We start from the raw sequence: 11,701 nt of genomic DNA, 5'->3' as shown, positions 1-11,701 counted from the left end.
TTCAGGTGCCGGCGCGGACGAGCGCCGCCCCGAGCGCCGCACCCCACGCCTCGGCTCGTTCCGGTTCGCCCGGCTCCGGACCGACGTCGATCGGAGCCGTCCCGACGAAGAAGCTCTCCGCCGGCAGGACGAGCCGGCACCCGTGCCGGCGCAGCCGCTTGGCCACCCCGAGCGACGCGGCCCCGGTGAACACGCGCGGCTTGTCGATCCGGGTGTCGAAGGCCGCGCCGGCCAGCCCGGCCGGCACCACGTCGAGCGCGTCCAGCCATTCCCGCACGCCCGTCCGCGACCGCGTCGGGTAGTCCACCTGCTCCACGGCCGACTTCCGGGTGGCCGGGCGGCTCATCCCGTGCACGTGGGTGGGGCCACCGACGACGAGCAGGTCGACACCGGTCAGGTCCCGGGGCGCTTTGTCGACGTTGACCACTTCCACCGGCGCGGACACGGCCAGCCCCTTGCCGATCGCCTTGGCAACCTCTTCGGTGGCTCCGAACATGGACTCGAAGACGACGAGGATCCGCATGTCCGCCCCTTTCAGTGGTCGAGCCGGACCGGCTTGCGGGTCACCGCTTCGATGTCGCCGGCCACGCATTCGAGCAGGTTGTGGGCCAGGTCGCTCAAAGCGCGCGACGCGGCCAGCTCGTCGCCGATTTCGGGCACGCCGGTGTCGGCGGGGTTGAGCCGCGCGACGCCGGTCCCCGAGACCCGGGTGTCGTCGGCCGTGTGGAGCCGGGCGGTGGCCCGGGTGTGGCCGTCGTCGTCTTCGTCGATGTGCACTTCGACGTGCCAGCGTTTCTCCTGCATGATTTCTCCTCAGGTCTCTTCGGGCACCATTTCGATGGCACCGCAGGGACATTCGTCGACGCAGATCCCGTATCCCTTGCAGTAGTCGAGGTCGATCACGCGTGCCGCGGTGCCAGCGCCCCGGGGCCGGACTGGATCTCGGTCTTGCCGTTGAGCTTCAGCACCAGCCGCAGCTCGCCCGCGTAGTCCCAGTAGAACGTCTCCGCCAGACAGATCTGGATCGCAATGCCGTCAAAGCCGCCCTGCCGTTGCGGAGACCGCGCTCGTGCAGGATGTGGTGTTCTGTCCGAGTTCGGCCGGCGGGGGACGGTGCGCGATGACGGCTCCGGGTCGCTGATTTCGTGTGTGACCAGCAAATCGCGGGAGGGTGTCCGTCACCGCTGGCGAACGCCACCTGCACCGGGGTCCTCGGTCACGTGCGCAGGGGACCATCGGCTCTGGGGTTCCGTCCGGCCGCAGGTGAGACTTCGCCGCGTGAAGGTCGACGAACTGCTCGCGAAGCCGAAAGACGGGCTGCAGAGCAAGGTGGTCTACGGAGAACCGTACGAGGTCGACGGCGTCACGGTGATCGTCGCGTCGGCCGTCGGCACCTTCGGTGGCGGCGGCGACAGCCGCGACGCGAAGGGCCGCTCGGGCGAAGGCGGCGAGTTCGGACTGTCGGCCAAGCCGGCTGGGGCGTACGTCATCAAAGACGGCAAGCTCCGCTGGGAACCCGCGGCCGACGTGAACCGCCTGCTCTCGACCCTCGGCGCGGTCGCTGGTCGCGCTTTTCACGGCGACCCGGCTTGATGAAGCTCAAGTACCGCCCTGAGCTACACCTACTGGAGGCCGGTTCGCTGACGTGCGCTCCTGGGCCGGCCACCTCGGCGATCACGTGGTTTCCGTTTGCGCTCGTGGCTCCCCTACCACGCGACCGGCTGCTGCGGATCAGCGTCGAGTGCCGCCCGCTCGTCCTTCACCCTGACGCGGACGATGCGACGGCAGCCGCGCTTTGCCAGGCGCCAACCTTCCGTCGGCGTTCCGAAGACCCGGGTAGGACGCGGCGCGCACCCGCGCTCCAGGAGGCATCGGGGATTGGCTCCGCCGTAACCGGGGTATCGCCGAAGCGCGGACGTCTTCAGCAGCGAGGACGGAGACCCGGAAAGGGACGATGCCGCCATGTCCGAACGAAGCGACGCCGGCAACGAACCGTCGCGATGGTCGATGGACCTCCGCGGCACCACCGCACCGGCTCTGGTGCAGATCCGCCGCTGGGCCTCCCGCACCCTGACCCACGTCGACGACGCCCACTTGGGGGACGTGTTGCTGGTGGCCACCGAACTGGTGACCAACGCCTACGACCACGGCCACGGCCCCTGGCAGGTCCGGATGAGCCACACCCGGGTTCCGTGCCGGGTGCGGATCGAAGTCGACGACGGCAGCCAGGAGCGGCCATTCGTCGCCAGGCCGTCCCTCGACAGACCCGGTGGCCGCGGTATGCAAATCGTCGACAAGCTGTCGGACGCCTGGGGCGTGGTGGGGCATCCGGGCAGCAAGACGGTGTGGGCGGAGGTGCCCTGCGCCGGGGTCGACGCGGCACCGCTTGCTTCATCGCCCGGCCCCGATCCCGTCAAGATTACCGACCGTTAACCCTCCGCCGGCCCCCGAAAGCCCGGGCAGGACGCGAAGGTCGCGCGAGGGCATCATGGCGGCCATGCCGCACCGCGTCCTGCTCGCCGACGACGACCGCGCCATCCGTGAGTCGCTGGTCAGAGCCCTCAATCTCGAGGGTTACCACGTCACCGAGGTGACCGACGGCGTCAGCGCGCTCGCCACCGCCCGGCGGGACGAGTTCGACGTGATCGTGCTCGACGTGATGATGCCGGGCGTCGACGGTCTCGGCGTCTGCCGCGTCCTGCGGGCCGAAGGCGATCCCACCCCGATCCTCATGCTGACCGCCCGCGTCGAAACCCCCGACCGGGTGGCCGGGCTGGACGCCGGGGCCGACGACTACCTGCCCAAGCCGTTCGAACTCGACGAACTCCTCGCCCGCCTGCGCGCCCTGCTCCGCCGCACGTCCCCCGAACCGGACGCGCGGCGCACGCTGCGGCTGGGCGAGCTGGCCGTCGACCCGGCGGCGCGGCGGGTGTGGTGGCAGGGCACCGAGATCACGCTCTCGAAAACCGAGTTCGACCTGCTCGAACTGCTCGTGCGCAACGCGGGGATCGTGCTCGACCGCGCCACGATCTACCAGCGGATCTGGGGCTACGAATTCGGCGCGGACTCGAAGAACCTGGCCGTCTACATCGGCTACCTGCGCCGCAAGCTCGAGCAGGCCGGCGCGGCGGACCTGATCCACACCGTGCGCGGGGTCGGCTACTCGGTGCGGCCGGCATGAACCTGCGCAGCAAGCTCGCCATCGCCTTCGCCGGGGTCGGCGCGGCGGCCGCGATCCTCGTCGGGGTGCTGAGCTACCAGGCCGCTTCGGAACGGATCAACGCCGAACTCGACCGGTCGCTGCTCACGACGTCGGCGGAGGTCGCCGCCGGAGCGACGCAGATCCTCGCCCCGAGCCCGGTCACCCGCGGCCCGGACGACGACGACCACGACGAAGCCCAGCCGATGGTGGCGCAGGCGATCGCCCCGGACGGCACCGCCCGGCCCCTCGGCGGGCGGCCGGTACGCCTCGACGTCGGCGACGACGACCAGGCGCTCGCCGCCACGGGTTCCCTCGGCGACCACCGCTACACGAACTTCACCGCGGGCCGCGACGACTACCGGGTGATCACCGTGGCCCTCGGGCCCGGCCGCGGGGCGATCCAGCTCGGCATCGACGTCGACGAGTCCCGGCACGTGCTGAAGGGCCTGGCCGCCCGCATCACCGGGGTCAGCGCCCTCGTGCTGGCCGTCGCGGCGCTGGCCGGCTGGCTGCTCGCCCGGCAGATCACTCGCCGGCTGGTCCGGCTCACCGACGTCACCGAGCAGGTCAGCGACGGCCGGCTCGACGACGTCGCCGTCCCGACGGGCGGCCGCGACGAGGTCGGCAGGCTCGCGACGTCGTTCGACCGGATGCTCGGCCGGCTCGCCGACGCCCGCGCCGACCAGGAACGGCTCGTCCAGGACGCCGCCCACGAACTGCGCACCCCGCTGACCAGCCTCCGCACCAACGCCAGCGTCCTGCGCCGGTTCGCCGAGCTCACCCCGGACTCCCGCGCCCGCCTGCTCGACGACGTCGACGGCGAGACCCGCGAGCTGACCCACCTGGTCGACGAGCTCGTCGACCTGGCCACCCGCCGCTACGAGGCCGAGGAACCGGTGCCGGTCGAGCTGGGCGAGATCGCCGGCCGCGCCGCCGAACGCGTCCGCCGGCGGTCCGGACGCGCCATCACCGTCGAGGCAGACGCGTCCGCGCTGACCGGCCAGGCGAAGGCCCTGGAACGCGCGATCGCGAACCTGCTGGAAAACGCCGTGAAGTTCGCGCCCGAGGGCCCGATCGAGGCCGTGGTGCGCGACGGTCGCGTCGAGGTGCTCGACCGCGGCCCGGGCATCGGCGACGACGACGTGGCCCGCGTGTTCGACCGCTTCCACCGCGCCGACGGCGCCCGCGGCCTGCCCGGCTCCGGCCTCGGGCTGGCCATCGTGCGGGACATCGCGCTCGCCCACGGCGGGACCGTCTTCGCCGGGCCGCGGTCCGGTGGCGGCGCCGTGGTCGGGTTCACCGTCGGCGCGGATCTTCTCTTACCGAACTCTCACCCTCGTCACGCCGACGGCTAACCGGGCTTCGGAAGGGTGGATGGCGATCACCCCGAGGAGCCCGATGTCGACCACGCTGTCCGCCCGCCGCGTCGCGCGGCCCAGTGTCCGCGCCTGGTGGCGCGACGCCGCCGGGCTGACGGCCTGGTCGAGCGTGCTGTTCGTGGTCGCGCTCTGGGTGTCGGGCCGCGGCGTGCAGGACCTCGTCTCGGACTTCTTCACCTCGGCCGGGCGGCTCACGGGGTTGCTGTCGGCGGACCTCCTTCTGCTGCAGCTGCTGCTCATGGCGCGGATCCCGTGGGTCGAACGCAGCTACGGCCAAGACGAGCTGGCCCGGCGGCACCGGATCGCCGGCTTCACGTCCATCACGCTGCTGGCGGCGCACCTGGTGCTCATCACCCTCGGCTACGCCGCCACCGACCGCTCCGGAGTACTCGGCGAAGCCTGGACGCTGGTGACGACCTACCCGGGCATGCTCCTGGCCGCTGCCGGGACCGCGGCCCTGGGCATGGTCGCCGTGACGTCGGTGCGCGCGGCCCGGCGGCGGCTGCGCTACGAGTCCTGGCACCTGCTGCACCTCTACGCCTACCTCGGCGCCGGGCTCGCCCTGCCGCACCAGTTGTGGACCGGCGCCGACTTCACCGCTTCCCCGGTCGCGACGGCGTTCTGGTGGACCGCCTACGCCGCGGCGGCCGGCGCCGTGCTCGTCTTCCGCGTCGGGCGGCCGATCTGGCTCAACGCGCGGCACCGGCTCGTCGTCGAGCAGGTCGTGCCCGAAGGTCGCGGGGTCGTCTCGGTGTACCTGCGCGGCCGCGACCTCGACCGGCTGCCCGTCGCGGCGGGCCAGTTCTTCGTCTGGCGCTTCGCCGACGGACCCGGCTGGACGCGCGGCAAGCCGTTCTCGCTCTCGGCCGCCCCGGACGGGAGCCGGCTGCGGATCTCGGCGAAGGACCTGGGCCCGGGCAGCCGCCGCCTGGCCACCCTCCGCCCGGGCACGCGGGCGTTCTTCGAAGGCCCGTACGGCCGGCTGACCGCCACTGTCCGAAAAGGACGGAAGATCGCCCTGTTCGCGTCCGGGATCGGGATCACGCCGTTGCGCGCACTGCTGGAGGAGCTCCCCTACCGCCCTGGGGAAGCGGTGCTGTTCCAGCGCGCCGGCCACCAGGCGGACCTGTTGTTCCGGCGGGAGCTCGAAGACCTCGCCGCCCGCCGCGGTGTCCGCGTCCACTACCTGCTCGGCCGGCGTTCGCGGGACCGCACCTCGTGGCTGCCCGCCGGGTACGCCCCGGTGCCCGACGAGCAGGTGCTGCGCCACCTCGTACCGGACCTCGCCGCCCACGACGTCTACGTCTGCGGCCCCGACGCCTGGACCGGCGCCGTGCTCGGCAGCGCGCGCCGCGCCGGCGTCCCCGCCGACCGGATCCACTGCGAACGGTTCGCCTGGTAGGAAAGGAAACTCCCGATGCGCCGGATCGCCATCGCCGCCGCGGCGACCGTGTCCGTGGTCGTGCTGCTGTTCAGCTACCGCACGAGCACGGACGCCACGCCGGTCGCCGCGGGCCGAACGGCCGGCGGGACCCAGCCGTTCCGCACGGCGAGCCCGCTCACCACCAGTCCGCCGACGCCCAGCCGTTCGGCCGGCGGCGACGGGACGTTCACCGGTGACCCCGCCGACACCCGGTACGGTCCGGTCCAGGTCCGGATCACCGTCGTCGGCGGCCGGATCACCGCGGCGGACGCGATAGACTACCCGCAGGAGAGCGGCCGCGACGTCCGGATCAACTCCGCGGCCGTGCCGGCACTGAACCAGGAAGCCCTGCAGGCCCAGAGCGCGCAGATCGACACGGTCAGCGGCGCCACCTACACCTCCGAGGGCTACCAGCAATCCCTGCAGTCGGCGATCGACCAGGCCCACCGGTGACGACCGCACCCCGGCGGTCCTGGACGCGGCCCGTCATGGGCACCCAGGCCAGCCTGCACCTGCGCGGCCGGCGCATCGACTCCCATCCCGCCGTCGAACCGGCCGTGGCGGCGGTGTTCGGGCACCTGCGGTCGGTCGACGAGCTGTTCAGCACCTACCGGCCGGACAGCCAGGTCAGCGCCCTCCGCCGCGGCGAGCTCGCCCGCGGCGACCGGCACCCGTGGCTCAGCGAAGTCCTGGCGCTGTGCGACGAGGCACGAGAACGCACTGACGGCTACTTCGACGCTTGGCTGCCCGGCGGTTTCGACCCGTCCGGGCTCGTCAAGGGCTGGGCCACCGAGACGGCCACCGCGCACCTCGCCGGACTGTGCGGGTTCGACCACCATCTCAACGTCGGCGGCGACATCGCCGCCCGGGTCGGCGTGACGGCCGCGCCACCGTGGCGGGTCGCGATCGAAGACCCCGCGGAACCGGCGGCGTTTCTGACCATCCTCGACGTTCGCACCGGCGGCGTCGCCACGTCCGGAACAGCCGCCCGCGGCCGCCACATCGTCGACCCGCACACCGGCACCCACCCCGGTGGGTTGCTCGCGGTCACGGTCACCGGGCCGACGCTCCTGTGGGCCGACGTGTTCGCCACCGCCGCCTTCGCCCGCGGCGGCCAGGACGTCGAGCAATGGGTGGCCACCCGTGCCCCCGGTTACGAGGTCGCGGCACTCGCCCGGGCGCCATGAGGAAGTCCGCGCCCCGGCCCCACATCCCTCCACAAAGGACATCATGACCACCGTCAACGGCCTGCCCGCCCACATCCTGCTCGTGCACGCGATCGTCGTGCTGCTCCCGCTGTCCGCTCTGCTCCTGGTCCTCAGCGCGCTGTGGCCGGCCGCGCGAGCCAAGCTCGCCGGCCCGAACGCGATCCTGTCGGTTCTCGTCGTGGTCCTGGTCCCGATCACCACCGACGCCGGCGAATGGCTCGAACGGCGCGTCGCGCGGACCCCGCTGGTGCACACCCACACCGAGCTCGGCGACACGGCGATCTGGGTGGCGCTCCCGGTGGCGGTGCTGGCCCTGCTGGTGTGGTGGCGCCGCCGGGAGACCGGGCGCCCGGGCCGCACGTTCCTGGCCCCGGCTTCGACGGCGGTCACGGTGGTGGTCGCGGTGTTGTCCATCGCGGCCGCCGGCGCGGCGGTCTTCGACATCTACCGCATCGGCGACTCCGGCGCCCAGGCCACCTGGCAGGGCCAGTTCAGCAGCGCACCGGCGCCGGAAGGGCCCCGCGGCTGACCCTGTCGAGGCGCGGACGGCTCAGTGGATCCGGTAAGGCTGGACGACTTCGGTGCGCCACGTCCCGGGATCGGGCTGGGCCTCCGGAGACGTGAGGTAGACCTCCCACGCCGCACCGGCGAGTGCCGCACAGCCGGAGCTCGACGTCGATCCCGCCGCCGCAGCAGCCGAGAAACTCGTCGCCGAATGCGACCGCGCCCTGGAACGCCACCGCGCCGCACTCGAAGCCGGGGCCGACGGCCAGCTGGTCACCGGATGGATCACCGAGACCCAGGCGCGACGGGTGGAAGCGAAGGCGCGCGTGAGGGTGAAACCGAAGGCGGAGCGGCTGAGCAAGGACCAGATCCGCGACCTCGTCGAGCGGCTCGGCGACATCCGGAAGGTGCTGGCCGCGGCCGACCCCGTCCGCAAACGCGAGGTCTACCGCCAGCTACAGCTGCAGGCCACCTACCACCCCGGTAAACGACATGTGCGGATCGAGGCTAATCTCGATCCGCACATGTGGGGTTATGGTAAGTGTCCGAGGGGGGACTTGAACCCCCACGCCCGTTAAGGGCACTAGCACCTCAAGCTAGCGCGTCTGCCATTCCGCCACTCGGACCTGCTGAAGAAAGAGTATACGGCCACCCCGCCCCCTCGTTCAGGGGGGTGCACATCCGCTTCCCCACCCCCTCTGGCAAGATCGTCAAGTTTCACCCCACCTGCATCGATTCAGCCCGCCGGCCCAGGGCGAACATCAGCAACGGCCCCTCATACCGGTAACAGTTCGTGCCGAACGGCTCCAGCAGATGGACGTCCGCCAGGGACTCCAGCAAAACGGCAGCGTCAGCCAACGGCAGTTCCGAGACCGAGGCAGCCGTGGCGACCGAGAACGGGGTTGGGGAGGCCAGCAGGCTGAACGCCCTCGACTGGGCCGGGGTCAGCTGGGCCAGGGCCGACTCGTACGGCTTCTCGATCGCCCAGCACTCCGGGGGGTGTCACCGGCGCTCCTGGGGCCGGGCGGCCCAGGCGGGTCAGGGCCTCCGCCAGCGTCCACGCCGGGCGGGCCGTCAGTCTCGCTGCCACCGCCTGGATCACCTGGGGGAAGCCCGCCGTGCGGGTGGCCAGCGTCTGCGACGCCTGGGGGTCCTGGGCCACGCGGTCGCGGCCGATCAGGCGCACGAGCAGGGGCACCGAATCCGGTGGGGTCAGGCCGCCCAGCTTGGTCCAGTGGGCGTGTGGGAGGCCGTATAGGCGACGGCGGGCCGTGATGATCAAGGCCGGGCCCCCGAAGATCCCGAACTCCATCACAGCTCTCCGAACGCGTCGCGGTGGTCGGCGAGCCAGCCGGCGAAGTCCCGCAGCCGCGGGTTCAGCCGCCGCACGGCCTCGGGGTCGCGCGCGCCGGCGAACACGTTCTCGTGCTCGGCGTAGTAGAAGAACATGTTCGCGAGGTCGTCGGCGCCGGGAGCGCCCGAAGCACGCAGGTCTTCGACGGTCATCGGGCGGTAGACGACGTCGGTGCCGAGCTGCTTCGCGAACGCCGCCGCGTACTCCTCGCCGGTCAGGTTCTCGCCGGAGATGCTGATCGTCTCCCCCGCGAGTTCGGGCCCGCGGGCGAAGACGCCGAACGCGGTCCGGCCGATGTCCTCGGCCGCGATGCCCGGCAGCCGCCCGTCGGCCATCGGCAGGTGCAGCGCGAGGACGCCGTCGGCGTCGCGGACCGGGCGGAAGAAGTCCACGAAGGCCTCGAAGTAGAACGTCGTCGAGAGGAACGTCGTGGGCACGCCCACTTCGACGAAGAACGCCTCGGCCTCGGCCTTGCCGGGTGTCGGGCAGGGTCGACCAGATCACGTGCCGCAGCCCGGCCATCGCGCGGGCCTGCCGCTGTTCGCGCTCCACGGAGTTGTACTCCCAGAACGCGGTGACGAGGTAAGTGCCGCGCGCGGCCAGCCCGCCACCCTGCTGCCCGGTCGCGCCGACGACGGCGATGATCTTCTGCTCGGTCATCGGAAACCTCCTGGGATCCCGGCCGGGGTGATCCGGCCACGACCCCAGGGAACTCCCCCGCTGTCACCGTCTCGTGCACGCGGCGTGCACGCGGTTTACAAGGCCGCCGCGGGTTCCTAGGATTCGCCGGTCGGGCCGCAGAACGGGAGGTTTTCGGATGGGTCGGCGGCGGGACGACGACGCGATCTCGGTCGCCGAGCTGCTCCGGGAGACCGGGGCGACCCCGCGTTCGCTCGCCCGCGAGCCCGAAGCCGCGATCGTCCGCGAGGAAGACACCGGCGACGGCTACCGCGAACGCCTCGAGCAGCGGGCGCGCGAGGCCGCGGCGCACCAGCAGCGGGCCGGGCGGCGGATCCGGTGGGTCTCCGCGCTCGGCGGCGCCGTCGTGGTGCTCGGCAGCCTCGTGCTCATCGCGGTGACGTCCGAAAACCGGCCGGGGCGGCAGGCGACGGCCGCGGAGTCGCTCGCGCCCGCGACGACGACCCCGCGCTCGACGACGACGGCGCCCAAGCCGGCTCCGCCGCCGACGCCGATCCCCACCGTGCTGCGGCAGACGTCCTCGGCCAAAGCGGCGGCTCCGGCCGAAACCGCCGAGCCCGTGCGGTGCACCGTGCGCTACTCCGTGCCGGACCAGTGGAACGACGGCTTCACCGCGGGTGTCACCGTCGTCAACAACAGCGGCGAAACGCGTTCGCCGTGGACGCTCACCTGGACGTTCCCCGCCGGCCAGCGGGTCACCCACAGCTGGGACGGCGACTTCGCCCAGACCGGCGACCGGGTCACCATCACCGCCGCGTCCTACAACACCACCCTCGCCCCGGGTGCGAAGGTCAGCTTCGGCTTCAACGGCGCCTTCGACCACGGCAACCCGGCGCCCACCGCGTTCGCGCTCAACGGCGCCCGCTGCTCGGCGGCCTGACGACGCGCACGCCGGACGGCTCGAGCAGGCCGTCGAGTTCGACGCGGGCCCGGGTCCGGCGCGGGTCCGGGACCAGGCCTTCGGCGCGGACGACGTCGAGCAGCCCGCTCGCCAGCGGGAGCACCAGGTGCCGGCCCCAGCAGCGCTCGTTCGCGTGCCCGAACGGCAGGTAGCCGGGGTGGGTGTCCGGGTCGAGCCCGGCCCAGCGCCGGGGCCGGAACTCGTCGGGTGCCTCCCAGAGCTCCGGTGACCGGTGGCTCAGCAGCGGCAGCAGCAGGACGTCGTCCCCGGCGCCGATCCGCGGGTCGACGGCGGTGAACTCGGGCGAGCGGACGCGCAGGATGTTCCACGACGGCGGGAGCAGCCGCAGCGCCTCGTGGATGACGTGCTCGTTCGGGACGTCGTCGTCGAACGGCGCGCCGAGCCACACGGCGCTGGTGACCAGTGCGGCCACCGTGAAGCAGATCGGCGCGGCGACACGGCGGTAGAGGTACATCCGGAAGCGCCGCTCGGCGAGGCTGTCGGCGGCCACGACCTGCCGCGCGAGTGCGGAGAGCGGAGTGCCCGGAGCCGGCGGGCGGACGAGTGCCGCACCCGCGGTGACCGCCGACCACGTCAGCTTCGGCGTCAGCTCTAGGCGGCGGTCGACGAGCACGCGGAAGCGGCGCGTCTCGGGGCCGAAGACGAGCCGGCGCAGGTAGTCGTGCGGGACGTCCGGCCAGGTGCCGGTGAGATCGGGCCGGCCGGCGGGGCGCTTCAGCGCCGCCCGGACGTCGGCGCCCAGTGCCTGCATCAGCGCGGCGGACTCGGTGCGCGTGACGCGGCGGCCCAGCACCGGCTTGAAGGTGGGCCGTTCTTCGGCGTTGGCCGGACGCGCCCGGAGCACCGCGTCCATCGTTGGCGGGTCCGCGATTCCGATGGTGTCCGGCTCGAGCCGGAAAACGCCGTCGCCGCGGTGCTCCGCGAGCAGTTTTTCGAGACGAGGGGCGAAAACGACCGTGCGGGGCGCGCGGGCGATGACCACGTTCCGGGGCTCCTCAAGAAGAAGGGGC

15 protein-coding genes and 1 tRNA gene are annotated in these 11,701 nt (G+C 72.5%); 10 read left to right on the top strand and 6 right to left on the bottom strand.

The features are described from left to right. Nucleotide 1 precedes the first annotated feature (1 nt). The 3 genes from EIY87_RS33155 to EIY87_RS48615 form a co-directional block, all read right to left on the bottom strand. Complete coding sequence (locus EIY87_RS33155) at nucleotides 2–523, bottom strand: flavodoxin family protein (RefSeq protein ID WP_125313850.1); 522 nt, start codon at nucleotides 521–523, stop codon at nucleotides 2–4. 11 nt (nucleotides 524–534) lie between these two features. Further along, complete coding sequence (locus EIY87_RS33150; protein WP_125313849.1) at nucleotides 535–804, bottom strand: DUF1876 domain-containing protein; 270 nt, start codon at nucleotides 802–804, stop codon at nucleotides 535–537. Nucleotides 805–899: 95 nt separating this feature from the next. Beyond that, nucleotides 900–1,160 carry a hypothetical protein gene (locus EIY87_RS48615; RefSeq protein WP_225440182.1) on the bottom strand — a complete coding sequence of 87 codons (261 nt, stop codon included), beginning with the start codon at nucleotides 1,158–1,160 and terminating at the stop codon, nucleotides 900–902. 118 nt (nucleotides 1,161–1,278) lie between these two features. Between EIY87_RS48615 and EIY87_RS33140 the strand changes: the two genes are divergently transcribed. The 9 genes from EIY87_RS33140 (at nucleotide 1,279) to EIY87_RS33090 (ending at nucleotide 8,294) form a co-directional block, all read left to right on the top strand. Beyond that, nucleotides 1,279–1,593 (top strand): sporulation protein, encoded by a 315-nt coding sequence (locus tag EIY87_RS33140; RefSeq protein WP_225440181.1) that lies wholly within the window; start codon nucleotides 1,279–1,281, stop codon nucleotides 1,591–1,593. A gap of 369 nt (nucleotides 1,594–1,962) precedes the next feature. Further along, nucleotides 1,963–2,433 carry an ATP-binding protein gene (locus EIY87_RS33130; protein WP_125313848.1) on the top strand — a complete coding sequence of 157 codons (471 nt, stop codon included), beginning with the start codon at nucleotides 1,963–1,965 and terminating at the stop codon, nucleotides 2,431–2,433. 55 nt (nucleotides 2,434–2,488) lie between these two features. Beyond that, nucleotides 2,489–3,181, top strand: coding sequence for a response regulator transcription factor (locus EIY87_RS33125; RefSeq protein WP_125313847.1), 693 nt, complete (start codon nucleotides 2,489–2,491; stop codon nucleotides 3,179–3,181). Next, entirely contained in the window at nucleotides 3,178–4,557 is a 1,380-nt protein-coding gene (locus EIY87_RS33120) for a HAMP domain-containing sensor histidine kinase (protein ID WP_125313846.1), read from the top strand. Before EIY87_RS33125 ends, EIY87_RS33120 begins: the two co-directional genes overlap by 4 nt. Nucleotides 4,558–4,600: 43 nt before the next feature. Beyond that, entirely contained in the window at nucleotides 4,601–5,983 is a 1,383-nt protein-coding gene (locus tag EIY87_RS33115) for a ferredoxin reductase family protein (RefSeq protein WP_125313845.1), read from the top strand. A 15-nt stretch (nucleotides 5,984–5,998) separates the two neighbouring features. Then, nucleotides 5,999–6,457 carry an FMN-binding protein gene (locus EIY87_RS33110; RefSeq protein ID WP_125313844.1) on the top strand — a complete coding sequence of 153 codons (459 nt, stop codon included), beginning with the start codon at nucleotides 5,999–6,001 and terminating at the stop codon, nucleotides 6,455–6,457. Next, complete coding sequence (locus EIY87_RS33105) at nucleotides 6,454–7,191, top strand: FAD:protein FMN transferase (protein WP_225440180.1); 738 nt, start codon at nucleotides 6,454–6,456, stop codon at nucleotides 7,189–7,191. Before EIY87_RS33110 ends, EIY87_RS33105 begins: the two co-directional genes overlap by 4 nt. A 43-nt stretch (nucleotides 7,192–7,234) precedes the next feature. Then, nucleotides 7,235–7,741 carry a DUF2231 domain-containing protein gene (locus tag EIY87_RS33100; protein WP_125313843.1) on the top strand — a complete coding sequence of 169 codons (507 nt, stop codon included), beginning with the start codon at nucleotides 7,235–7,237 and terminating at the stop codon, nucleotides 7,739–7,741. A gap of 283 nt (nucleotides 7,742–8,024) precedes the next feature. Continuing rightward, the gene (locus EIY87_RS33090; protein WP_125313842.1) at nucleotides 8,025–8,294 is read left to right on the top strand and encodes a hypothetical protein; all 270 of its coding nucleotides are present in this window, start codon (nucleotides 8,025–8,027) and stop codon (nucleotides 8,292–8,294) included. On the opposite strand, the gene EIY87_RS33085 is transcribed toward EIY87_RS33090, so the two are convergent. Together EIY87_RS33085 and EIY87_RS33080 are read right to left on the bottom strand one after the other, a co-directional pair. Next, nucleotides 8,259–8,342 (bottom strand) — tRNA-Leu (locus tag EIY87_RS33085). The genes EIY87_RS33090 and EIY87_RS33085 overlap by 36 nt on opposite strands. A 685-nt stretch (nucleotides 8,343–9,027) precedes the next feature. After that, nucleotides 9,028–9,507: an NmrA family NAD(P)-binding protein gene (locus EIY87_RS33080; RefSeq protein ID WP_263855645.1), complete on the bottom strand. Its 480-nt coding sequence runs from the start codon at nucleotides 9,505–9,507 to the stop codon at nucleotides 9,028–9,030. 380 nt (nucleotides 9,508–9,887) lie between these two features. On the opposite strand from EIY87_RS33080, the gene EIY87_RS33075 reads away from it, so the two are divergent. After that, complete coding sequence (locus EIY87_RS33075) at nucleotides 9,888–10,649, top strand: cellulose-binding domain-containing protein (RefSeq protein ID WP_125313841.1); 762 nt, start codon at nucleotides 9,888–9,890, stop codon at nucleotides 10,647–10,649. Here the strand turns inward: EIY87_RS33075 and EIY87_RS33070 are convergent. Next, nucleotides 10,621–11,673 carry a cytochrome P450 gene (locus tag EIY87_RS33070; RefSeq protein WP_125313840.1) on the bottom strand — a complete coding sequence of 351 codons (1,053 nt, stop codon included), beginning with the start codon at nucleotides 11,671–11,673 and terminating at the stop codon, nucleotides 10,621–10,623. The genes EIY87_RS33075 and EIY87_RS33070 overlap by 29 nt on opposite strands. Nucleotides 11,674–11,701 lie beyond the last annotated feature (28 nt).

Origin of the sequence: Amycolatopsis eburnea (assembly GCF_003937945.1) — a bacterium.
GTDB classification, from domain to species: domain Bacteria; phylum Actinomycetota; class Actinomycetes; order Mycobacteriales; family Pseudonocardiaceae; genus Amycolatopsis; species Amycolatopsis eburnea.
This window is presented reverse-complemented; position numbering and strand designations above follow the sequence as displayed.